General features: G+C 31.4%; 20 protein-coding genes. 10 read left to right on the forward strand and 10 right to left on the reverse strand.

The window, feature by feature from the left end:
- Window positions 1-12: 12 nt before the first annotated feature.
- From A0083_RS02200 to gap, 5 genes are all read right to left on the reverse strand, one after another.
- On the reverse strand, window positions 13-561 hold the full coding sequence (locus A0083_RS02200) for an ATP-binding protein (protein WP_120759597.1): 549 nt from the start codon (window positions 559-561) through the stop codon (window positions 13-15).
- Window positions 562-688: 127 nt separating this feature from the next.
- Window positions 689-2323: a hydrogenase small subunit gene (locus tag A0083_RS02205; RefSeq protein ID WP_197553880.1), complete on the reverse strand. Its 1635-nt coding sequence runs from the start codon at window positions 2321-2323 to the stop codon at window positions 689-691.
- Between the two features lie 2 nt (window positions 2324-2325).
- Entirely contained in the window at window positions 2326-3006 is a 681-nt protein-coding gene (locus A0083_RS02210) for a triose-phosphate isomerase (protein WP_120759594.1), read from the reverse strand.
- A complete protein-coding gene (locus tag A0083_RS02215; protein ID WP_120759592.1) occupies window positions 3003-4205 on the reverse strand; it encodes a phosphoglycerate kinase in 1203 nt (400 codons plus the stop codon). Before A0083_RS02215 ends, A0083_RS02210 begins: the two co-directional genes overlap by 4 nt.
- Before the next feature lies 1 nt (window position 4206).
- Entirely contained in the window at window positions 4207-5202 is a 996-nt protein-coding gene (gap, locus tag A0083_RS02220) for a type I glyceraldehyde-3-phosphate dehydrogenase (protein ID WP_043019482.1), read from the reverse strand.
- Window positions 5203-5261: 59 nt separating this feature from the next.
- Here gap and nadD point away from each other — a divergent pair, with 59 nt between their 5' ends.
- From nadD to A0083_RS02235, 3 genes are read left to right on the forward strand one after another with little or no spacing between them, the layout of a single operon-like run.
- On the forward strand, window positions 5262-5807 hold the full coding sequence (gene nadD / locus A0083_RS02225) for a nicotinate (nicotinamide) nucleotide adenylyltransferase (RefSeq protein ID WP_197553883.1): 546 nt from the start codon (window positions 5262-5264) through the stop codon (window positions 5805-5807).
- A gap of 13 nt (window positions 5808-5820) precedes the next feature.
- Window positions 5821-6144 carry a ribosome silencing factor gene (gene rsfS / locus A0083_RS02230; protein ID WP_120759588.1) on the forward strand — a complete coding sequence of 108 codons (324 nt, stop codon included), beginning with the start codon at window positions 5821-5823 and terminating at the stop codon, window positions 6142-6144.
- A 14-nt stretch (window positions 6145-6158) separates the two neighbouring features.
- On the forward strand, window positions 6159-8534 hold the full coding sequence (locus A0083_RS02235; RefSeq protein ID WP_197553885.1) for a tetratricopeptide repeat protein: 2376 nt from the start codon (window positions 6159-6161) through the stop codon (window positions 8532-8534).
- Between the two features lies 1 nt (window position 8535).
- Here A0083_RS02235 and A0083_RS02240 read toward each other — a convergent pair whose 3' ends face one another.
- The 5 genes from A0083_RS02240 to A0083_RS02260 all read right to left on the reverse strand — a co-directional run bounded on the left by A0083_RS02240 (window position 8536) and on the right by A0083_RS02260 (window position 15171).
- Window positions 8536-8910: a DUF1090 family protein gene (locus A0083_RS02240; RefSeq protein ID WP_120759584.1), complete on the reverse strand. Its 375-nt coding sequence runs from the start codon at window positions 8908-8910 to the stop codon at window positions 8536-8538.
- Between the two features lie 167 nt (window positions 8911-9077).
- Window positions 9078-9452: an HIT domain-containing protein gene (locus A0083_RS02245; protein WP_197553887.1), complete on the reverse strand. Its 375-nt coding sequence runs from the start codon at window positions 9450-9452 to the stop codon at window positions 9078-9080.
- 41 nt (window positions 9453-9493) lie between these two features.
- Window positions 9494-10885, reverse strand: coding sequence for a class II fumarate hydratase (gene fumC, locus A0083_RS02250; protein WP_120759580.1), 1392 nt, complete (start codon window positions 10883-10885; stop codon window positions 9494-9496).
- Window positions 10886-11013: 128 nt separating this feature from the next.
- Window positions 11014-12813 (reverse strand): glutamine--fructose-6-phosphate transaminase (isomerizing), encoded by a 1800-nt coding sequence (gene glmS, locus A0083_RS02255; protein ID WP_197553889.1) that lies wholly within the window; start codon window positions 12811-12813, stop codon window positions 11014-11016.
- 3 nt (window positions 12814-12816) lie between these two features.
- Window positions 12817-15171, reverse strand: a complete 2355-nt coding sequence (locus tag A0083_RS02260; RefSeq protein WP_197553891.1) for a nucleotidyltransferase — start codon at window positions 15169-15171, stop codon at window positions 12817-12819.
- Between the two features lie 115 nt (window positions 15172-15286).
- Between A0083_RS02260 and mqnE the strand changes: the two genes are divergently transcribed.
- From mqnE to A0083_RS02295, 7 genes are all read left to right on the forward strand, one after another.
- Window positions 15287-16351 (forward strand): aminofutalosine synthase MqnE, encoded by a 1065-nt coding sequence (gene mqnE, locus A0083_RS02265; RefSeq protein WP_197553893.1) that lies wholly within the window; start codon window positions 15287-15289, stop codon window positions 16349-16351.
- A gap of 8 nt (window positions 16352-16359) precedes the next feature.
- Window positions 16360-17676: an NCS2 family permease gene (locus A0083_RS02270; RefSeq protein ID WP_197553895.1), complete on the forward strand. Its 1317-nt coding sequence runs from the start codon at window positions 16360-16362 to the stop codon at window positions 17674-17676.
- 9 nt (window positions 17677-17685) lie between these two features.
- A complete protein-coding gene (locus A0083_RS02275) occupies window positions 17686-18126 on the forward strand; it encodes a phosphoribosyltransferase (protein ID WP_120759571.1) in 441 nt (146 codons plus the stop codon).
- Between the two features lie 65 nt (window positions 18127-18191).
- Complete coding sequence (locus tag A0083_RS02280) at window positions 18192-20591, forward strand: molybdopterin guanine dinucleotide-containing S/N-oxide reductase (RefSeq protein ID WP_120759569.1); 2400 nt, start codon at window positions 18192-18194, stop codon at window positions 20589-20591.
- Window positions 20592-20593: 2 nt separating this feature from the next.
- The gene (locus A0083_RS02285) at window positions 20594-21127 is read left to right on the forward strand and encodes a hypothetical protein (RefSeq protein WP_120759567.1); all 534 of its coding nucleotides are present in this window, start codon (window positions 20594-20596) and stop codon (window positions 21125-21127) included.
- A gap of 5 nt (window positions 21128-21132) precedes the next feature.
- Window positions 21133-22290, forward strand: a complete 1158-nt coding sequence (locus A0083_RS02290; protein WP_120759565.1) for a phospholipid carrier-dependent glycosyltransferase — start codon at window positions 21133-21135, stop codon at window positions 22288-22290.
- Entirely contained in the window at window positions 22287-23027 is a 741-nt protein-coding gene (locus tag A0083_RS02295) for a pilus assembly FimT family protein (protein WP_197553897.1), read from the forward strand. Before A0083_RS02290 ends, A0083_RS02295 begins: the two co-directional genes overlap by 4 nt.
- The last annotated feature ends 174 nt before the right edge of the window (window positions 23028-23201 follow it).

Raw genomic sequence — 23201 nt, forward strand, 5'->3', positions numbered from 1 at the left:
TGTTTTCCTTTTTTATGCATAAAATCCAAATTCTTTGTTTTCTTCCTCTTTTGCTTTCTCTTCTTGACTTTTATACTGTTCCCAAATTTCTTCTAATAATTTTGTGCTATCTTGGAAAATTTGTTTTTTAATGTCCGCAAGATCAGTTTTTTCCATTTCTTTATTTAAACTCTTATCCATGGTATTAAATAATTCGTGTAAGGTTGCTTTTTTATGTTCTTCATCTTTTGGTTCAGGTAAAGCGTTGCCAATCTTCATCGCAGTAGTTATAATTTCTTTTGGTTTTAAAGTTCCTACTCTTGAGTTTTTCATAAACTCATCGATTTGAGGTTGTACTTTTGCAACAGCTTCTTTGATTTCTTCAATTTCTTCTTCTGAAAGCTTGCTTCCACTATATGAAAATGAAAAGCCAAATTGATTTCTTAGGCTTAAAGTAGCAGAGTTACCATCTCTGTCAAATTTTGCCTCTTTTTTGTCATACATTGAAAAAGAAAGATGATTGCCGTTTTTTGTTTTTATATCCATGGAAAAATTTTGAGAATTGTAGCTAGAAATTTGCATATTATTCCTTTCAAATCATGATTAAAAGCTATATCGGCAATTTATTTTAAAATTAAACAAAAATTTGCAAAGTTTTAACTTTGCAAATTTCAAATATTAGGGAGATAAATATTTTAACATTAAGTCGTTAAATACTCGTTAAATCCCAAAATATTTTTAATAATTTTTCATGATGAGAGTGTATGAGAATTTGATCTTTTTGATGCTGGTTTTTACAGGCTTTTAAAGCTTGTTTTAAATGTTCTTTTAAAGAAAAAACCAATCCAAAAGCAATGGCTTCTTTATCTAAACCACCTAAGATGTAGATTAAAGGCATACGCAATGATTTAGATACATCAAGTTTTGCTTGATCGTTAATGGTGGTTTTGAAGTCAAACTTACTTGGGTGTTTAAATTTATAAGCTAAAGCAAGATCTAAAAATTCATCAATATTTTCTAGCTTTTTCCCACTGATAAATGGATATATAAAATAAAATAAGTCCAATACATTTGTGCTAGTGGTGCTTTCATCGCTATAATTTTCTTGTATGAAGTTATAATGTGACTGAAATTGTTCTTGAAAATTTTGCACTAAACTCATCGCTATTTTAGTTTTTGCAAATTGATTTAAAAAAACCTTAGGGTTAGCTTCAAAGCTAAAATCTAGAAAGTTATTTTTATTTTCATTATAATAAAAAATTCCACTGCTATCGCTACTTAAATCTAATAAGATATTTTTAGAATTAAGTTCGTTAATAGAAGCATTATGAACTACTTCTGTGGCGAGTATACTAGAAAAGTCATTATATGCAAATTCATTGCTCATGGGTTTTTCATAAAAACCAAAATCGTCCCAAAAATTTTCTTCACTGCAAGCAATACAACCATGTCCTGCAGCAACAGGCCAAGATGTTTTGGAGTTAAATTTAACTTTAGGACAATTATTGTAAGCATAAGGTCCTTTGCAGCCTACTTTAAAAAGGCAATAGCCTTGTTTGATATTCTCATCATCAAAACTTTGAGCGAAATTTCCTGCTTCGAATTTTGCTTTTCTTTCGCATAAGTCATGGAGGCATTTTCCATATAAAGCCAAAGGCCTATTTTGATCATCTAAACTCATATCTTGTTCAAACAGTATATAAAAACAAAGTGCAGCAATAATGTTAACATCACTTGGAGGACAACCCGGGATATTGATCACTTTTTCCTCTAATACTTTAGAAATTCCTATGCTTTTAGTAGGGTTTGGATGTGCTGCTTGAATTCCTCCATAGCTTGAGCAAGTTCCCATAGCAAAAATAGTTTTAGCGTTTTTAGCACATTTTTGTAAAATTTCATAACCATTTTCACCATGTGCTCCTATGGTTAAATAAAAAGGATCTATAGCACAAACTCCACCTTCGACGGCCAAAAGAAAATCTTTTTTTTCTAAAATTGTTTCTAGGTGAGCTTCTGCTTGATGCCCGCTTGCACTCATAAAAGTTTCATGATATTCTAAGGAAATGAAGTCAAAAATTAGATCTAAAAAATCAGGCAATGAAGTCCTAAGTAAACTTTCACTACATCCTGTGCACTCACTTAAATGAAGCCAAATAAGACTAGGCGGAGTGTGAAGTTGAAAATATCTATGTGCTAAAGCACTAAAATCATTTGGTAAGCCTAAAATTTTAACGATAGAACTAACCGCTTCTAGTGAGATATTTTTTTCTTCTTTGTGTGAGTTTTCCAATAGAGCAATTTTATGCTCTAAAATACTTTTTAATTCTTCATTGCTTAAAGACATTTTTAACCTTTGGCTATTTGTATCATATTGAAAAATTCATCCGCTTTTAATGCAGCTGAACCTACTAACACTCCATCGCAATTTTTTAAAGCACAAATGGCCTTAATGTTGTTTTGATTTACGCTTCCACCGTATAAAAGTTTAGCTTGAGTTGATTGTCTTAAAAAATCAAGCACGGTGTTGATATCATCAAGATCTGCACTTACTCCTGTGCCTATTGAGTAAATTGGCTCATATGCAATAATCAGTTTTTCATAAGTTAAATCAATATTGCCAATTTGTTTTTTTAGAAAATCCAAGCTTTGTTTGGAATTTTTAGTTTCTAAACTCTCGCCTATGCAATAAATGATGTTAAAGTCAAGATTTTTTGCAAAGTCGAATTTGGCCTTTAAAAAGCTTTCATCTTCATTTAACGCTCGTCTTTCAGAATGGCCTATTAAAACACTTTTGATATTAAATTCTTCTAAGTGAATTCTACCTATTTCCCCTGTATAAGCTCCATTTTCGCAAGGGTAAAAATTCTGTGCACCTTGTTGAAAGATAAAATTGTTTTTTAAAAAAGCTACATTAGGAGGGAAGATGAAAACTTCATCTTCTTGGTTGAGTTTTTGATTTAATTCTTGAGCGTAAAGTTCAAAGCTTGATCTTGTATGATTGCACTTTAAATTTGCTGCAAAAATCATTCATTGTCCTTTATCGTTAAAGGTTTTACGCCAGGAAGTTCTTTGCCTTCTATAAGCTCTAATGAAGCACCTCCACCAGTTGAAATGAAAGTCATTTCATCAGCATCACCTGCTCTTGCTACAACATCAGCAGTATCGCCACCGCCTATTACGGTAGTTGCGTGAGATTCGCTGATATAGTGACTCATTTTTATACTACCTTTTGAAAATTTATCAATTTCAAAAACCCCCATAGGTCCATTCCACCATATAGTTTGAGCATCAGAAAGTGCTTCTTTAAACAATCTTACACTAGCAGGGCCTATATCAAGTCCCATCCAACCTGCTGGAATTTCTTGCACAGGAGTATATTTCATCACTGCTTCTTGGGAGCAAGTTTGCGCTGCTGTAACATCTACAGGAAGATAAATTTTTACTCCTAGATTTTTACCTTTTAAGAGAATTTTATTTGCTTCTTCAATTAGGTCTTCTTCTAAAAGTGAATTTCCTATATCATAACCTTGAGCTTTTAAGAAAGTAAAGGCCATACCTCCACCTATGATGAGTTTATCTACTTTTGGAAGTAAATTAGTTAAAGCTTGTAGTTTTCCGCTTACTTTAGAGCCACCTACTACTGCCACAAAAGGACGCGCAGGATGTTTGATGAGATTGCTTGCAAATTCTATTTCTTTTTGAAGTAAAAAGCCTGCACCTTTGTGTGTATTGTCAAAGTATTTTGTAATCGCTTCAACACTTGCATGGGCTCTATGGCAAACTCCAAAAGCATCGTTGATATAAACTTCAGCCATAGAGGCAAGTTCTTTAGCTAGGTTTTCATCGTTTTTGGTTTCGCCTTTTTCAAAGCGTAAATTTTCTAAAAGTAAAATTTCACTCGGCTTTAACTCGCTTGCTTTTTTCTTTGCATCTTCGCCTATAACATCTTTAGCCATGATGACTTCTTTGGCCATTAAGCGTGCAAGTCTTTTTGCAACTGGTTCTAAGGAGTATTTAGAAGCTATTTCTTTTGGGCGTCCTAGGTGTGAAGCTAAAATAACTGCACAACCATTATCTAGACAATACCTTATAGTAGGGATAGCTGAACGAATACGACGATCATCGGTGATGTTTAAAAATTCATCTTGAGGCACATTAAAGTCACATCTAATAAATACTTTTTTCTTTGCAAGATCAATATCTTTAATCGATAAAATACTACTCATCTTAAGCCTTTGCTATAAATACTGCCATATCTACTAAACGAGAAGAATAACCCCACTCATTATCATACCAAGCAACCACTTTTACAAAGTCATCGCAAATCACTTGAGTAAGATCGCTTGCTACGATCGCACCATAAGAACAAGTAATAAAATCACTTGAAACTCTTTCTTCATCATCTACTAATAATATGCCTTTTAAGTTGCTTTTTGCTGCTATTCTAAAGGCTTCGTTGATTTCTTCTTTGCTTACTTTTTTCTTTAAAGTTGCAGTTAGGTCTACGGTTGACACATCAGCTACTGGTACACGCATGCTTTGACCGTGTAATTTTCCATCAAGCTCAGGCATAACAAGTTTCATAGCTTTTGCAGCACCGGTTGAAGTTGGAATGATATTTTGAGCAGCTGCACGTGATCTTCTTTTATCTCTTGCTTTTGCATCGATAATGCTTTGACCATTTGTATAAGCATGGATAGTTGTCATTAAACCTTTTTCTATGCCGAAATTATCTTGTAAAACTCTACAAATTGGGCCCAAGCAGTTAGTTGTACAACTTGCATTTGAGATAATACTTTCGCCTTTGTATTCGTGAGCATTTACCCCTAAAACATAAGTTGGAGTTTTATCTTTTGCTGGAGCGCTCATGATAACTTTTTGCACCCCATGGTCTAAAAATCCTTGACATTTTTCTATGGTTAAATGTGCGCCAGTGCACTCTAGTACAATTTGCGCGCCATATTTTGCAAAGTCTAAATCCGCTACATTTCTACTTTTTAAAACTTTTATTTTTTTATTATCAATTATTAAATCATCACCATCATTTTCAACACTACCATCATATACCCCATGAACAGTGTCGTATTTGAAAAGATATTTTGTGAGTTCAATATCAGTGGTATCATTAATCGCTACAAGTTCGATATCATCGCGCTTCATGATAATTCTTGCAACACATCTTCCAATGCGTCCAAAACCATTTATTGCAACTTTTACAGCCATTTTCATTTCCTTTTTATGATTAAGTGGATAAAATTCTACTAAAAAAAGGTTAAACTTTAATGAAAATCGCACTTTTTGGTGGTAGTTTTGATCCACCTCATTTAGGACATAATGCTATAGTCTTAAATGTCTTAGAAAATTTAGAACTTGATCGACTTATAATCATGCCTACTTTTATCAGTCCTTTTAAGCAAGAATTTACCGCAGATGAGCAAAGACGCTTAAAATGGTGCAATGCGATTTGGGGGAGTTTAGAAAGGGTTCAAATCAGTGATTTTGAAATCACTAAAAAAAGACCAGTACCTAGCATAGAAAGCGTTGATTTTTTATATAATCATTATGAAATTTCTCAATTTTATCTTATTTTGGGAGCTGATCATTTGCAAAGTCTTGAAAAATGGCACGAATTTGAAAGATTGCAAAATTTGGTAGAATTTGTGATAGCTAAAAGAGATGGTATTTTTATACCAAGTCACTTTAAGACTTTGGACACCAAGGTGGATATTTCTTCTTCTTTTATAAGGCAAACCTTACAAACAACACAAGTTTGCGAGCAAATCAAAGAAGAAGTTAAGCTTTATTATTCTAAATTTAAAAATATTTAACAAAAGGAAAAAAATGCAAGAAAGAATTAATAGTATTGTTCAAATTTTAGATGATAAAAAAGCAGATTTGATAGAAACTTTTGATATGCAAGATAAGGATTATTTTGTTAAATTTGTAGTGATTGCTACTACTATGGGAGAAAGACATGCGCTTTCTTTGATTGATGATTTAAAAACTAATCTTAAAAGCAAGGGTGAAGAGTTTTTAAATATAGAAAGTAGTGAAGAATGGACTGTACTTGATTTAGGTGATATTTTGATTCACTTAATGAGTGAAACTTATAGAACAAAATACAACATAGAAGAATTTCTAAAAAGCTTAAATAAAGAAAAATAAAACTAGGTTTGAAATTGGATAGTTTAATCACCGAGTTATCAGAATTAGCAAAAGAGCATTTTGAAAATTCAGAATTTGAAAAATGTGATACAATTTTAAGCGAACTTATTGCTTTTTGCAAGGGTGAAATTACGCTTGCGCAAGATGGTAAGATGATTTTTATAGATGATGCAGATAAAGAGCGTTTACTTTTGGAAGCTTACCACAACAGAGCACTTTGTAGATTTAATTGCTTGAAATTTCAAGAAGCACTTGAAGATGTAACTATAGCTATAGAATTTGATCCTAGTAATGTATTTTTATTTAATCTTTTGGGCTTGTGTAATTTTAAGTTAGATTTATTACAAGAAGCACTTTTAGCCTTTAATAAAACCATAGCCTTAGATAATGCATATCATTTAGCATATTTTAATAGAGCCAGGGTTTATATACTTTTAGATGAACATACAAAAGCTTTAAAAGATTTGCAAATTTGTATTGATTTAGCTCCAGAGTATCACATTGCCTATTATACTAGAGCTATTGCCTTGCTTAGTGTTGATCCAAAGCAAGCTTTGCTTGATTTTAAAAAATGTCAAGATTTAGGCTTTGATTCCTCGCAGATTTTTTATTATCAAGGGGTAGCATATGAGAATTTAGAAAATTACTCCAAGGCTATAGAATTTTTTACTAAGACGATTGAGCAAGATGAGAGTTTTGCTGATGCATATTATAAAAGGGCTAACAATAAGCGTAAAGTTGATGATTTAGAAGGGGCTTTGCAAGATTGTTTAAAATCCATTGAACTAGATAATGAAAATGCTATGGCGTATTTGATTTTAGGGCATATTTATAAAGATTTAGAAAAGATAGAATTATCAATAGATGCCTTTAAAAAATCAATCGATTTAGATGAAAATTTACAGTATCCATGTTTTGCATTGGCTAGGGTTTTATATGATATACAAGATTATGAGCAAGCTTTGAAATATTATGATAAAACAATCGAACTTTATGAAGAATATGCCCAAGCTTACATTAATAGAGGTAATACTAAAATCAATCTAAAAATGATTGAAGAAGCGATAGAAGATTTTGATTTAGCAGCTAAATATTATCAAGAAAGAGCAAAAAAGCATGATTTTACTCCATCAGAATTAGTAGAGCTTGAACACGCAGTTCCTTATGGTTTTTACCATTTGGGCAATAGTTTGTACGAGATAGACAAATATGATGAAGCTTTGATAAGTTATGAAAAAGCTTTAAAATATCAAAAAGAATATCCCGATGTATTTTTTAATAGGGCTTATTTAAAATCAGATCTTGAAAAATACGAGGAAGCTTTGGAAGATAGTGAGTTAGCTATAAAGTACTATAAAAAAGAAAATAGCACTCAAGATTATGTTAATTCTCTTTCACAAAGGGCTTGGATTAAAAGTAGACTTGAAAGATTTCAAGAAGCTATGGATGAATATAATGAGCTTATCAAATCATATAAAGATTATATTGATTTAAAAGATGTATTATTTGAAAGGGCATATTGTGCAAAAGAGCTTGAATCTTATGAAGAGCTGATAGCTTATTGTGATGTGGCGCTCAAGGTGGATAAAAATAATTTTAAACTTTATTTTTGGCGAGGAATTGCTAAATATAATTTAAGCTTAGAAGAAGAGGCTATAGAAGATCTAAATAAGGCTTTAAAAATTGATAAGAACCATAATGGTGCAAAGTATTATAAAGGGCTTTGTTATGAAGATCTTTATATGTTTGAAGAAGCTATAAAATGTTATGATAGCGTGGTTTTAAGTAACGAAGAAGATGATGAGTCGTATTTTCATAGAGCAAAATGCAAAAGAAATCTTGAAAAATACAATGAAGCTTTAAAAGATATCGACGAGTGTTTAAAAATAATCGATGATGTTGCGGAGTACTGGATAGAAAAAGCACAAATTTTAAGCTTTTTAGGAAAATATGATGAAAGCTTTGAAGCGGCAAAAAAAGCAAGTGAGCTTGAACCAAAATCATATGAGTGCTATCATTTTATGGGTGCGGTTAAAGTGTATTCGCAAGATTTTAAAGAGGCTATAAAATATCTTAATATGGCTTTAAATTTAGATGAAAATCAAAATTGGACACATTATTATAAGGCAGAGTGTTTAAGAAATTTAGGTGATTTTCATGATGCATTGCAGTGTTATGAAGATTGTTTAAAGATAGTAAATGAAAACACCGATGCCTTGGTGGGAAAAATTCAATGCTTAGAGCAGTTAAAAGAATACGAGCAGGCTTTAGAATGCACAAAGGAGCTATTAAAACTTGATGAGGAAAATGAGTTTGCATTAAAAAATCAAGATATTTTAATGCAAAAATTAAAGCAGCAAAATAAAAAATGGTGGCAAATTTGGAATTAAACTAGAGTTTGTTGATATATTCTTCAATCTCTTTTTTGATTTTATCTTTTTTGTCTTTTAAAGCTTGTTTTTTGTTTTTATATTCTGTTTTACTCATATAATCTTTTTGTTTTTTTAATGCTTTTAATTCTTGTTCGATTTTTTCTATCTCTTGCTCTTTAAGTTTTTTAGCCTCTAATTTTTTATCATAAAAAAGAGGATCTTTTGCACAATCTGCTTGAACTTCTTTTAAGGCTAATTCTAAGCTTAAAGCTTTTTCTTGATGATTGTAATTTTTAGCATAAGCTATTTCTTTTTGAATTTGCTCTATTTTAACCTCACATTGTGTGGAAAATGCAAATGAGCAAAGTGTAAATAAAAATAGCAGTTGTTTCATATGTTAACCTTCCTATTGTTTTTTTGATATTTTAGTTAAATAGAATAAATAATTTGGTTTTTATACAATTTTGACAAATCATTCATTTTTGAAATAAAAATGCTAAATTTATAAAATAAACAGTATTATAAAATTAACTTGACTCAATTTTATAAATATAGTTTGACTTAAATTTGAATATTTTTTATTTTTTCAAGTAAAATAGAAATAAATCCATCAAAATCAGGTAAATTTAAATCCTTGATTTCTCTTTGTTGTTTCCCCCACATGCATTCAGGAAAAAAAGCATCTTCTTTAAAACGTGCCATAATGTGAAAATGTACTCTTGGTACATAGTTTGCAAAAGAAGCTATGTTGATTTTTTCTGGATTGTAGTATTCTCTAAAGCTTGTTTCGCATGCTAGAGTGTACTGAAAGAGTATATTTTGCAAAAAAGTAGGGCAGTCACTAAGTTCTTTGTAGCATTCTTTGGTAAAAATTTTTACCCAAGGAATTTGAGAGTCTTCTTTTTCTATCCATATATAATCATTTTCATAAATCATAGCTATACCTTTAAAAGACTAGGGAAACCCTAGTCTTTGGATTATTTTTTTGGGCCTATCATTTTTGTTGGATCTACAAATTTAGCAAAATCCTCCTCGCTAACTAAGCCAAGTTCCATAGCGCTTTCTTTTAAAGAAATACCTTTTTTGTGAGCGTTTTTTGCAACTTTTGCTGCATTTTCATAACCAATGTGTGGGTTTAATGCAGTTACTAGCATTAAAGAATTGTGTAGGTTATAGTCTATTTTTTCTTTATTTGGCTCTATGCCAACTGCGCAATGGATATTGAATGAATGCATTGCATCAGCTAGTAAGTCAAGACTTTGTAAGAAGTTGTAAATAATAACAGGTTTGAATACATTAAGCTCAAAATTTCCCTGACTTGCCGCAAAACCAATTGCTGCATCATTTCCCATAACTTGCACTGCAACCATAGTTAAAGCTTCGCATTGTGTTGGGTTGACCTTACCCGGCATGATGGAGCTACCTGGTTCATTTTCTGGTATATTGATCTCTCCTAGGCCACATCTTGGTCCTGAAGCTAGCCATCTAATATCATTGGCTATTTTCATTAAATTTGCGGCTAAGCCTTTCATAGCACCATGTGTGAAATTGATTGCATCGTGACTGGTGAGTGCATGAAATTTATTTGGACTAGATACGAATTGAGTGCCAATGATTTGACTTAAGACTTCACTTACTTTTTCGCTTAATTCAGGGTGAGCATTTAACCCCGTTCCAACGGCGGTGCCGCCTATTGCAAGTTCTCTTAATGTTGGCAGTGAAGCAATGATTTGTTCTTTTGAGTGCAAAAGCATAGAAAGATATCCACTAAATTCTTGTGCTAAGGTAAGAGGGGTTGCATCTTGAAGATGGGTTCTTCCTATTTTAATAATACCTTCAAATTCTTTTACTTTTTTTTCAAAAGTTGCAATAAGCTCATCAAGAGCGGGAATGAGTTTTTTTTCAACTTGTTCTACTGAAACAATACTCATGGCAGTTGGAAAAGTATCGTTTGAGCTTTGCGACATATTCACATGGTCATTAGGGTGAACGAGTTTTTCTTTTCTAAAATCTCCACCCATGATTTCAGTTGCACGATTAGCTATAACTTCATTCATATTCATATTGCTTTGCGTGCCAGAGCCAGTTTGCCATATTGCGAGTGGAAAATTATCATCAAATTTACCCGCTACAATCTCTTCACAAGCTTGGACAATTGCATCTTTTTTTGCATCATCTAATTTACCAAGTTTATTATTAACTAAAGCTAAAGATTTTTTAAGGTTTGCAAAAGCATAGATTAAAACTTTTGGCATTTTTTCACAACCGATTTTGAAATTTTCAAAACTTCTTTCAGTTTGTGCTCCCCAGTATTTGTCGTTAGGGACTTTGATTTCTCCCATAGTATCATGTTCTATTCTATATTCCATGATTTTTCCTTGTGTTGAAATTAAGATGTAATATTTAAACCAAATAAACCCTAAAGTTTGCTTATAATTTAAGAAGTATTTATGGAAATTAAAAAAGAAAGTGTAGTTTTTTCAAAACTACACAAAAATTATTCTACGGTAACGCTTTTTGCTAAATTTCTTGGCATATCTACATCATTACCAAGCCTAATTGAAACTTCTAGAGCTAGTAGTTGCAAGATTATCATCATTTCAAAAAATTCACACATATAGTGTTCTTGTTTTGATGTTTTAATAAAGTCATCACTCAAGTCAAAGTCAAGTGGAGAGATGGCAAGCAAAGTAGAATCTCTTGCGGCAAGTTCTTCGACATTGGATTTGGTTTTTTCATAAAGACAATTTTGTGGCATTAAAGCAACGGTAAAAAGTTCACTATCTGCTAGAGCAATAGGTCCGTGTTTCATCTCTCCTGCAGGATAGCCTTCAGCATGTAAATACGAAATTTCTTTTAATTTTAAAGCCCCTTCGAGTGCTAATGGGTAAAACACATCTCTTCCTATAAAGAAAAAGCCATGGCCATGCAAGTATCTTTTTGAAATTCTATGTACTTTTTCATGTAGACTTTGTTCAACCTTAACGATATTAGGTAGGCTTCTTAGGGCTTTGATTTCTTTACTCATATCTAAGCTTGCCTTTTGTGCAAGATAGATCGCAAGCATCCATAAAGTAGCAACTTGAGTAGCAAAAGCTTTGGTTGAAGCTACACCTTTTTCAATGCCTGCTCTAGTAAGTAAAGATATATCAGCTAAGCGCACTATATTGGAGTTGTCCACGTTGCATATTGCTAGAGTTTTAACTCCTTGTGCTTTAGCTATTTTTAGGGCTTCTAGTGTGTCTGCTGTTTCTCCACTTTGAGAGATCACTACAAAAAGAGTGTTTTTACCTATAATGGCTTCTCTGTATCTAAATTCGCTCGCAACTTCTACTTTGGTTTTAACCTTTGCAAGTCTTTCAAGTAAGTAAGCACCGCTTAATGCTGCATGATAGCTTGTACCACAAGCGCAAAGTGTGATTTCATCTATATTTTGCAGCAGTGATGCATTTATATCTTCAAATACAATTTGATCACCTTGTAAGCGACCCATAAGCACTTCACCTAAAACTCTACTTTGCTCGTAAATTTCTTTTTCCATGAAAAATCTATAACCATCTTTTTGCGCAAAGCTTTTATCTTGGCTAAGTGGTACAAAAGTAGGTTGAATACAAATTTGACCGCTACAGATTTTGCATTCTTTTGGATTAACATAGCCATATTCCCCATCTTCAAGATAAGCTACCTTATCCACCAAAGAAACTAAAGGCGCATCACTAGAAGCAAAATAGTATTCATTTTCATCGCTATTTTTACCAATGATGAGTGGCACAGCATTTTTAGCAAAATAAATTGTATTAGGATCTTTTTTACTCACAAGTAATATAGCAAAAGCACCTCTTAATTCAGCTATAGTTTTTTGAAATGCTTCAAAAGGTTCTAGCTTACTTGCGTGATATTCAAACAAATGCACAATAACTTCAGTGTCAGTCTGACTTAAAAAACTAACTCCTTCTTGTGAGAGTTTTGTTTTTAATTCTTGGTAGTTTTCTATGATTCCATTGTGGATTACACAAGAGTATTGACCTAAGTGTGGATGTGCATTGATTTCAGTAGGTTTACCATGGGTTGCCCAACGTGTATGACCTATGGCAAGTCCAAAACCATCACTACTAAAATTAGCTGTTTTGTTAGCTAAATTTTCTAATTTTCCAACCGCTTTAAAAAAATCTAACTCCCCATCTTTCATCACTGCTATACCAGCACTGTCATAGCCTCTATATTCAAGTTCTTTTAGACCTTCTAGTATGATTTGTTTTTTTTCTTTTGTTCCGATGTAGCCTACTATTCCACACATGTTTTACTCGCTTATTAAGGATTTAAGAATTTGATCTTTATGATCTTGCAAACTTTCATTTTTATGCAAAATCAAAACATTTCGCGTTCTTTCTTTTATTGTTTGAATTTTTGCCGCACTTAAGATGATATCATATCTTGCAAGTACGTCCATCACATAAGCCATTAAACCTTTTTGATCTTTGGTGTTTAGGGTTATTTTGGCATAGCTTTTGGAATAATTCATATCTAATTTTAATTCATCTTTTTTAATGTTTGGTTTTTTTGCTTTTTTTTGCACTTTTAAATGTAATTTGGCATTGAGTAAATTTTCTAAACTTTGTTTTTGATTATCGCTTACTATATCTGAATATTCAAATTTAAGATAAACTTTTTCATCAAATAGCTCAAAAAAGCTCATAAAGATTAGGTTTAAAGAGCTTAGAGCATTCAATATATTTTCAATATTATTTTTTCTATTCATGATTAGTTCTAAAGTAAAATTGTCTTGATTGTCAAGCCAAAAAATGAAATTTTCTTTTTGTGCTATTTGTGTAACTTTGATGATTTTTTCAAAGCTATTTTTAATAAAAAAGAGATTGGATTTAATATGCGTAATATTGTTTTGCGTATGCTCATCAAGCTCTATAAAAGCTTTACTTCTTTTTAAAGTTTGTTCTTTTTTAACTCTTCTTTGACTCTCATCAATCAAATTTTCATCTTCAAAGCCTTCTAGAGCATTTTGAAATAATCGTTCTAAACTTTTATAATAAAAATGATTTTCTATGTTTAATGCTTTGGCATTACAAAATGATAAAAGATGTAGGATTTTTAAGGTTTTAATGTCGCTTAGTTTAGAGATAAAATTTAAAACAATAGTAGAATTATAAATATCTTCTTTTTCTATGATGTCTTTAAAAGTGTTAAAGTTTTTAAATAATCTTAGTCCAAAATCTAAAAGTTCATTTTCTACTTGAAATTTCCCCACATAAGCTCTGTAGATATTAGCTAGAGAAATTTCATTTTCTTCATGAATAGCACTTAAAATTATAGTGAGTTTGATGATTAAAAGTGTATTTTTCTCAAAATCATAATTTTTTGCTTCAAAGTATTTTAGGCAAAGCAAGGCCCTATCTAATGCACTATAAATTCCTTCTTCTTCGAGTAAAAATTTGCTTTGAGTAAGAGGCTTGCAAAAATCTTTTAAGATATTTGCATCAGCAAGAAGCTTTAAGATGCTATAAGAATGATTTCTTTCTAAAATTCTTTTAAATAATTCTAAATTTTCTCCATTATTTTGTGCTCTTTTTAAAGCAAAAACAAATTTAATGTCAAAGTTGTAAGGTTTATCATCTAGCTGCAAAAGTTCGTTTAAAATCAAATCTAGTTGATCTTTTTGTTCTAAGATGTCCAATGTATCATCTTGATCTTTGTAAAAATTATATTCTTTATAGTGTTTTTCTTGGATACACCTTGCTAAAAAATGTGTGTAAATTCCACATGTTTGCATGCTTTGCATGGCTTTTTGGATAAGTATGGATTTAAGATCTAAATTTTTCTTTTCTTTTTTTTGCATTAAACTAGCAAGTTCTTGTGAGTTTTGTATTAAGAACAAATTAGTATTTTTACCTTCTAAAAGATTCATAGCGCATTTGAGGGAAAACAAAAAATCACTCGCAAGCTTAAATTCGCTTAACTCTTTTTCGTTGATAAAATTTAACATGTAGTTTTTAGGTGAGTCTTTAAATAAAATATTTAAATTTTCTATATCTAGTTGTTCGTCTAAACCGCCAAAATTTTTATTGATATCAAATTCTTGTTTGATTAGAGGTTGAATAAATGGGTTAAACTCTTGCAATATTTTTAATGCAAAATCTTCTTTAAGTTCATCTTGTGCTTGATTGATTTTTTCTTTGATTTGCTTAAATAAAATTTTAGATCCGCATATATAACGGTGTTGTAAGATATTTTGTTTGAGTTCATTTTTGGCGATATTATAAAGCCCATTGATCTCGCAAATTTGGTAGTTAATGTTAAGATTGATATCGTTTAATGAAGCAATAAATGCTTTCATTAAGGGCTTGATATTATATGCTTTAATGTCTTTATATATAAGTAGTAATTCTACATTTTCTTTTATGCTTAAGTTCATTCTGGCGTATTGTTTTATAGCAATAATACAAAATGGAACTTTATCATTGTGCGGAAAAAAATCATCAAAAAAATCACTTAATGTTAATTCATAAACATCTTCTATAAAGCGATCAATTTCCTTAGAATGGTAAAAGCTAAAGGAGCCTTGTTTTAAAAAAAGCCTCGAGCAATACGCCTCATAGTCTTTTAAAGAATTTTTGAGTTTTTGAATTTTTTGCATTTGCATATGTGAAAAATTTTCCTTATTTTTGTTTTTTATATCATACCAAAAATACTTTGTATTAAATTTTAAGTAAGTAGAAATTATAATTGTAGTTTTAAATTTAAAATATGGTAAAAATATGCAAACAATTATAGAAAAACTTGAAAATCAAGAAAGATTGAATGAAGAAGAGGCAAATAAGCTTTGGGATCTTGAGCTTTTTACTTTGGGTAAATACGCACAAAGAATTCGCACAAACTTACACGGAAAAAAGGTTTATTTTAATATCAATCGCCATATTAATCCTACCAATATATGTGCAGATACTTGTAAATTTTGTGCTTTTTCAGCGCATAGAAAAAATCCTAATCCTTATACTATGACACATGAAGAAATTATGAAAATTGTTGATGAAACGGTTCAAAGAGATACCAAAGAAATTCATATTGTTTCAGCACACAATAAAAATACATCGTGGCAGTGGTATTTAGAAATTTTCAAAATGATTAAAGAAAAATATCCATTTTTACATATTAAGGCTTTGACTGCTGCAGAGGTAGATTTTTTAAGTAGAGCCTTTGGTATGAGTTATGAAGAAGTAATCGAAAAAATGCTTGAATATGGCGTAGATTCTATGCCAGGTGGTGGAGCTGAAATATTTGATGAGGAAGTTCGAAAAAAAATTTGCCACGGTAAAGTAAGTAGCGAAAATTGGCTAAAAATTCACAAACTTTGGCATGAAAAAGGCAAGCAGAGTAATGCAACTATGTTGTTTGGGCATATAGAAAGTAGAGAAAATAGAATTAACCATATGATTAGATTAAGAGAGCTTCAAGACCAAACGGGTGGATTTAATGCTTTTATTCCTTTGGTTTGGCAGCAAGATAATAGTTTTATCACAGGAAAAAAACCTCTAGGTTCAGTAGAAATTTTAAAAACTTTAGCTATTGCAAGGATAGTGCTTGATAATATCAAAAACATCAAAGCTTATTGGGCGACTATGGGTATAAATTTAGCTATGGTGGCTCAAGATTTTGGCGCAAATGACTTAGATGGTACTATAGAAAAAGAAAGCATACAAAGCGCAGGTGGTGCAAAAAGTTCAAATGGACTTAGCATGAAAACCTTTGTGGAGATGATTCAAAGTTCAGGTTATATTGCTGTAGAGCGTGATAGTTTGTATAATGAGTTAAAAACATATTAGGGATAAAAATGGATTTTTTTAAACTTAAAGAGCATAAAACCGATGTAAAAACTGAAATTTATGCAGGTATTGCTACTTTTTTGGCTATGATTTATATCATACCAGTAAATGCAAATATTATGAGTCATTCAGGTATGCCATTAGAAGCTTTGATTGTTGCAACAGCTTTGGTGACCATTATAGCAACGACTTTTAGTGCTTTGTTTTCTAACACTCCTGTGGCTATGAGTGTGGGTATGGGTTTAAATGCATACTTTACATTTAGTGTTTGTAATACCTATCAAGTTCCTTGGCAAAGTGCTTTGGGTGCGGTATTTTTATCAGGTGTTATTTTTACTTTATTATCTTTTACTAATTTTAGAATTTGGGTTATTAAAAGTATACCAAATGACTTAAGAAAAGCAATATCAGCAGGTATTGGGACTTTTATTGCTTTTATGGGTCTTGTGCAAATGGGAATTATCACTAAAAACGAAGCGACTTTGGTGGGCTTGGGAGATTTTTCCAGTACTAAGGTGCTTTTTGGTCTATTTGGCTTGTTTTTGGTTTTTGTTTTTTGGGCATGGAAAATTAAAGCAGCATTTATTTTAGCTGTTTTTGTGAGTGCTTTGTGTGCTTGGATTTTTGGTATTGATGGAGCGCAGTTTCCAGAACAAATTTTATCTTTACCCGTAATCAGTGGAGATAATGGCTTAAGTGCAATTTTTGGTAAGCTTGATATCCAAGGTGCTTTGGAACTTAGTATGATACCAGTAGTATTGACATTTTTTGTGACACAATTATTTGATAGCGTAGGTACTATTACTGGTGTAGGTTCAAGAGGGAAAATTTTTGATGATCCAAAACAAGGTGAGAAAAAACTAGGTAAGACCTTGGGAGCTGATGCGGCAAGTTCGGCTATGGGCGCAGTAGTTGGAACTTCTACTGTAACTGCTTTTGTGGAAAGTTCAGCAGGGGTAGAAGCAGGAGGTAGAACAGGTCTTACAGCTTTAGTTACTGCTATATGTTTTGTTTTTACTTTATTTTTATTGCCTGTGTTTAAGGCTATTCCTGCAAATTCGATTTATCCTATTTTAGTGCTTGTTGGGGTTTTGATGTTTATGGAAGTTGCAAGTATTAATTTTAAAGACAAAGCGATTGCAGTGAGTGCGTTTTTTATTATTATTATGATGCCATTGACTTATTCTATTACTACGGGTTTTGCATTTGGTTTTATTGCGTATTTATTGATGCGTCTTATGCAAAAAGAATTTGATAAAATTAATCTTGGTATTATTGTTTTAAGTGCGATTTCGTTGCTAGTATTTTTATTACAATTTTTATAGGAAGTGATTATGTATTATTATGCTTATGAAGAATTTCAAAAAGAAATTATCCCTTTTACACGTAAAATTAAAGAAGAATTTAATCCAGATGTTTTGCTTGCTATAGCAAGAGGTGGTATGACTTTAGGGCATTTTTTAGCTGAAGGTATGGGAAATAGAAATTTATTTTCTTTAAATTCAATCCATTATGAAGATACGCAAAAATTAGATACGATTAAAATTTTTAATATTCCTGATCTTAGTACATATAAGAAAATTCTTTTAGTAGATGATATTATTGATAGCGGTGAAACAATGATAGAAATCAAAAGAGTTTTAATGGAAAAATACCCTCACTTAGAACTTAAAGTTGCAAGTGTTTTTTATAAACCATCGGCATTGTTAATTCCTGAATTTTACATCAAAGAAGCTAAAGAATGGATAGACTTTTTTTGGAGTATTAAAATTTAGCTTTAAATAAAATATAAATGTTATAATATTATTTTAATTTTATTTTATTAAAGAAAGGATGTCTTATGAGTTTAACTAGAAGAAAGTTTTTAAAAGGACTTGCTGCTACTTCGGCAGTTGCTTCAGTAAATCCTTTGTTAGCTGCGAGCGAAGGAACTAAATTTTATGATACTAAAAAAATTCCTCACGCAACACATTTTGGGGCTATTTGGGCTGAAGTAAATTCAGAGGGCAAACTTGTAAAAGTTACACCACAACAATCTGACAAACATCCTTCTATTATCACTGATGCGATCATTGATAGAACTTATTCTGATACTAGGGTGAAATATCCTTGTGTAAGAAAAAGTTTTTTAGAAGGTAAAAAAAGACCTAAATTAAGAGGTAAAGAGCCTTTTGTAAGAGTTAGTTGGGAGAAAGCTTTAGAGCTTGTATTGCAAAAATTAAAAGAAACTCCTATTGAAAATTTATTCAACGCAAGTTATGGTGCTTGGGGACATGTAGGCTTATTGCACAATTGTAACTCTGTTGCAGGAAGATTTTTCAATACCGCTTTAGGTGGACATATTGGTACTGATGGTGAGTATAGTAATGGTGCTGCTGGTAAAGTAAATGCTAGTATAGTAGGGGATTTGGAAGTTTATTCATTACAAACTTCACATGAGGTTATTTTGGAAAATACCCAAGTGTATGTTTTATGGGGTGCTGATCTTTATAAATGTAATCAAATTGATTTTAAAGTTGCAAATCGTGGCAATGATGATTATTATAAAAAATACAGCAAATCAAAAATCAAATTTATCACAATTGATCCTCAATATACTCAAACAGCAGAAATTTTAAATGCAGAGTGGATTAAAATTCGTCCAAATACCGATGTTGCTTTAATGCTTGGTATGATGAATTATCTATACAAAAGTGGAAAGTATGATAAAAAATTTATAGAAAAATATACTGATGGTTTTGATAAATTCTTGCCTTATTTACTTGGAAAATCAGATGGCATTGATAAAACTCCGGCTTGGGCTGCAAATATCACTGGTGTAGAAGAAAAAGTAATCACAGCTTTAGCAGATACTTTTGTTAAAAACAGAACTTTCTTAGCAGGTAACTGGGCAATGCAAAGAGCACACCATGGAGAGCAAGCAGACTGGACTTTAATGGTGTTAGCTTCAATGATAGGTCAAGTGGGCTTACCTGGTGGTGGATTTGGTTTTTCTATGCATTATTCAGGTGGTGGACAAGCATTCTCTGGTGTAAGATTGCCAGTAGGTTTACCACAAGGTAAAAATAATCTTGATACAAATATTCCTGCAAGTAGGGTTTCAGAAGCGATTTTAAATCCAGGTAAAACTGTGAAATTTAAAGGTAAAGAAATTACCTATCCAAAAATCAAAATGATGTATGTAGTTGGTGCTTCTGTATTGGGTCACCACCCAGATACTAATGAGCTTATTAAAGCGCTAAGAACATTGGATACATTGATTGTACATGAGCCTTGGTGGACACCTATGGCAAAAATGGCAGATATTGTACTACCATCAACTACGACTTTAGAAAGAGACGATATCAGCTTTGGTGGTTCTTATTCGCAAGATTATGTTTATGCTATGAAAAAAGTAATCGAACCTTATTTTGAAAGTAGAAATGATTATGATATTTTTGAAGAATTAGCAAAAAGAATAGGCGAAAGAGAACATAAAAAATTTACCGGTGGTAAAACTAAACAACAATGGCTTGAAGGTTTTTACGGTAGAAGTGATTGTCCTTATTATATGGAATTTGCTGATTTTTGGAAGCAAGGTTTTATTCACTTTGAAACGCCAAAAGAGGCATACAACTTTGTAAGACACTCTGAATTTAGAGCAGATCCGGTAGCGAATAAACTTGCTACAGAAAGTGGAAAAATTCAAATCTACTCTCCAAAATTTGAAAAATACAACCTAGAAGATTTTAAAGCACATCCAACTTGGTTTGAACCTGCTGAATGGCTAGGTAATGAAAAATTAGTAAAAAAACATCCTTTCCATTTAGTAAGTCCACACCCAAGATACAGAGTACACTCTCAGCTTGATAATACTTGGGTAAGAGATTTGTATAAAATTCAAGGTAGAGAACCTGTAATGATTAATACAAACGATGCAAAAAAACTTGGTATTACTCATGGAGAGGTTGTAGAAGTATATAATGATCGTGGATCGCTTTTAGCAGGTGCCTTTGTAACTGATAATATCATGGAAGGTGTGATTAGTATCCAAGAAGGCGCATGGTATGATCCTGAAGATGTAAGTGATAGTAAGCCAAGATGTAATGCAGGCCATGTAAATGTTTTAACTAGTTCAAGACCAACTTCAACCATGGCGCAAGCAACTAGTGTAAATACTTGTCTTGTTGGTATTAAGAAATTAAAAGAAGTTATAAAACCTTATAACTCAACTACACCACCTGAAATCATAGGAGCTTAATAATGAAGAAAATCATTCTAACTTTAACTTTTTTAGCCAGCGCTTTATTTGCTAAAGATATGTTTGTTTTCAATGAAAAAGTAGATCTTTTAGATACTGCTAGTAAAAAAGTCGTAGGACAAATTTATGAAGGATCTAAAGTAGAGCTTATCAAAGAAGAAGGTGAGTATTCTTTGATAAAAGTAAAAGGAGAAGTAGTTGAGTCTAACCCAAAAAGCTTAGCCTTTACTAAAGAAGGTATTTATCTTTTACTTACTTTGAATACTAAAAATGCAAGCAATGAAATGGAATTTTTAGTTAAGAGCAAGGATCTAACCGATCAAGAAATTCTTGCTTGGGATGAAATAGAACTAACCTATTATGATACTTGTACAAGTTGCCATGCAGCACACAAACCAAAAGAGCATTTAATGGAAGAGTGGGATGCGTATTTATCTGCTATGCAAGGATTTGCAAAAATCACCGATGAGGAAAAAAATAGAATTTTAAGATTTTTACAATCGCACGCAAGCAATGGTCCTGTAAAACTTGACTAATAAAAATGAAAAGGTATTTAACTGCCATTTTATTTTTTGATTTTTGCGCTTTATTATATGGAGTAAACACCCTCTCCATAAGCTATAATGAGGCGCAAATTTATTTTTATGATCATAGCTTTATTGCTATGATCGCTAAAATAGGTACAGTTCTTTTTGGTCAAAATGATTTTGGCTTGAGAATCCCTTTTATTTTTCTACACTCTTTAAGTTGTGTTTTGCTTTATATACTAGCTTTAAAATATACCAAAACTTCTTTTGACGCATTGATATCTGTTGTACTTTTTATATTGCTTCCAGGTACTGTAGCTAGTGCTTTACTGGTGAATGAATCTAGCATAGTGATTTTTTTTACTTTGTTGATTTTGGTTTTATTTGAATACAAAAAAAACCTTATGTTTTATTTTTTACTCGTTTTGGTATTATTTATAGATGGTAATTTTGCAATTTTATATTTATCTTTTTTCTTTTATGCAATTTATACAAAAGACAAATTGCTCATAGCCTGTTCACTAATTTTATTTGCGGTTGCAATGAGTTTTTATGGCTTTGATGCAAGTGGTAAGCCTAAGGGGTATTTTTTAGATACCTTAGGTATTTTTGCAGCATGCTTTTCGCCTTTGATATTTCTTTATTTTTTTTATGTTGTTTATAGGATACTTTTACAAGGCCATAAACCACTTTTGTGGTTTATTAGTGCAACGACATTTATTTTTTGCCTAGTATTTTCGATAAGACAAAGATTGTTTTTAGAGGATTTTTTACCATTTTGTGTGGTATGTACCCCATTGCTAATTCGCTATTTAATGTCCTCATATCGCTCTAGAATGCCGCAATTGCGTTTAAAACATAAAATTTTTATCGAATGTTCTTTGGTGTTTTTGTTGTTTTTTTATGTGGGCATTATTTTCAATCAAGTGTTTTATTATCTACTAAAAGATCCAAAAAAACATTTTGCATATGATTATCATATTGCAAAAAATTTAGCATCTTCTTTAAAAGAACAAAACATAACAAAAATTTCCACCCAAGATAAAGAACTAGCACTTAGACTTCAATTTTATGGCATTAATGAAGGGAAATTAGAGCTTTATTCTGATAAAAATCCTAGTGATTTATATGTTGATTTGGGTAGGTATAGAATTTATTATCATATTAAATGAAAACAGCATTTACTCTGGTGGAATTAGTCTTTGTCTGTGTTATACTTTCGATTTTATTTTCAATATCATATTTTTATTTTAAGCCTAATTATCTACGTTTGGGTGCTGAACAAATTTTAAATGATATTAAATACACAAGACATCTAGCATTAATACAAAATGATTTTAGAGCAAAAGAATTTAATATCGCAAAAAGAGAATGGTATAAAGCAAAATGGCAGTTGTATTTTATACGTTCTAAATCAGCCACTAATAATGAGCAAACCTATACGATTTTTTTAGACAAAAATGGCGATGGAAATGCAAATATCGGAAAACATATGATCAATAAAGATAGAGAAATAGCGGTGGATTTGATTAATCCAAATATCTTAATGAATTCAGGTCAAAGTGGTGTCATTAATCAGAATGATTTCAAAGCAAATATAAAGTACAATATCGAAAAAAGCTATGGTATCGTTAAAGTTTTGTTTGAAGGTGCTTGCAAAGGAACTACACGTTTGATTTTTGATGATTATGGTCGTTTATATACTCCTTTAAAAAATGCAAACCGAAGTTATGATAAATTAAGCTCTTTGGATAATGATTGCATTATTAAGTTGTCTAATTACCAAGATCAGCATTTGTGTATCGTGATCGATCCTTTTAGTGGTTATGCTTATATACCAAAATTTTCTACATCAAAAAATCAAAATATTTTTTTAAATGGTAAGCAAATAACTTGCTCGCAGCTTTAATTTAATGTCTTTACGAAAATACTTTGATGGTTAAGCATAATTAAAAGATATATAATCAATAAAATTTAAGCTAAATCATCATAAATGTGGTGTTATTTTGATTATATTTTTATTAGATTTATTTTTTATTTTTTGTTTCAGTTTCCAAACATTAACTATCAAGGAGCATAATTA

It is taken from the genome of Campylobacter sp. 2014D-0216 (genome assembly GCF_014931215.1).
Classification (GTDB): domain Bacteria; phylum Campylobacterota; class Campylobacteria; order Campylobacterales; family Campylobacteraceae; genus Campylobacter_D.

Bases quoted from the DNA above. Each gene is read 5' to 3' on its own strand.
- A0083_RS02260 (WP_197553891.1), bottom strand. From the start codon at position 15,171: ATGCAAATGCAAAAAATTCAAAAACTCAAAAATTCTTTAAAAGACTAT.
- nadD (WP_197553883.1), top strand. From the start codon at position 5,262: ATGAAAATCGCACTTTTTGGTGGTAGTTTTGATCCACCTCATTTAGGA.
- fumC (WP_120759580.1), bottom strand. From the start codon at position 10,885: ATGGAATATAGAATAGAACATGATACTATGGGAGAAATCAAAGTCCCT.
- A0083_RS02210 (WP_120759594.1), bottom strand. From the start codon at position 3,006: ATGATTTTTGCAGCAAATTTAAAGTGCAATCATACAAGATCAAGCTTT.
- A0083_RS02295 (WP_197553897.1), top strand. From the start codon at position 22,287: ATGAAAACAGCATTTACTCTGGTGGAATTAGTCTTTGTCTGTGTTATA.
- A0083_RS02215 (WP_120759592.1), bottom strand. From the start codon at position 4,205: ATGAGTAGTATTTTATCGATTAAAGATATTGATCTTGCAAAGAAAAAA.
- A0083_RS02290 (WP_120759565.1), top strand. From the start codon at position 21,133: ATGAAAAGGTATTTAACTGCCATTTTATTTTTTGATTTTTGCGCTTTA.
- A0083_RS02245 (WP_197553887.1), bottom strand. From the start codon at position 9,452: ATGATTTATGAAAATGATTATATATGGATAGAAAAAGAAGACTCTCAA.
- rsfS (WP_120759588.1), top strand. From the start codon at position 5,821: ATGCAAGAAAGAATTAATAGTATTGTTCAAATTTTAGATGATAAAAAA.
- glmS (WP_197553889.1), bottom strand. From the start codon at position 12,813: ATGTGTGGAATAGTAGGCTACATCGGAACAAAAGAAAAAAAACAAATC.
- A0083_RS02270 (WP_197553895.1), top strand. From the start codon at position 16,360: ATGGATTTTTTTAAACTTAAAGAGCATAAAACCGATGTAAAAACTGAA.
- A0083_RS02200 (WP_120759597.1), bottom strand. From the start codon at position 561: ATGCAAATTTCTAGCTACAATTCTCAAAATTTTTCCATGGATATAAAA.
- mqnE (WP_197553893.1), top strand. From the start codon at position 15,287: ATGCAAACAATTATAGAAAAACTTGAAAATCAAGAAAGATTGAATGAA.
- A0083_RS02240 (WP_120759584.1), bottom strand. From the start codon at position 8,910: ATGAAACAACTGCTATTTTTATTTACACTTTGCTCATTTGCATTTTCC.
- A0083_RS02205 (WP_197553880.1), bottom strand. From the start codon at position 2,323: ATGTCTTTAAGCAATGAAGAATTAAAAAGTATTTTAGAGCATAAAATT.
- gap (WP_043019482.1), bottom strand. From the start codon at position 5,202: ATGGCTGTAAAAGTTGCAATAAATGGTTTTGGACGCATTGGAAGATGT.
- A0083_RS02275 (WP_120759571.1), top strand. From the start codon at position 17,686: ATGTATTATTATGCTTATGAAGAATTTCAAAAAGAAATTATCCCTTTT.
- A0083_RS02285 (WP_120759567.1), top strand. From the start codon at position 20,594: ATGAAGAAAATCATTCTAACTTTAACTTTTTTAGCCAGCGCTTTATTT.
- A0083_RS02280 (WP_120759569.1), top strand. From the start codon at position 18,192: ATGAGTTTAACTAGAAGAAAGTTTTTAAAAGGACTTGCTGCTACTTCG.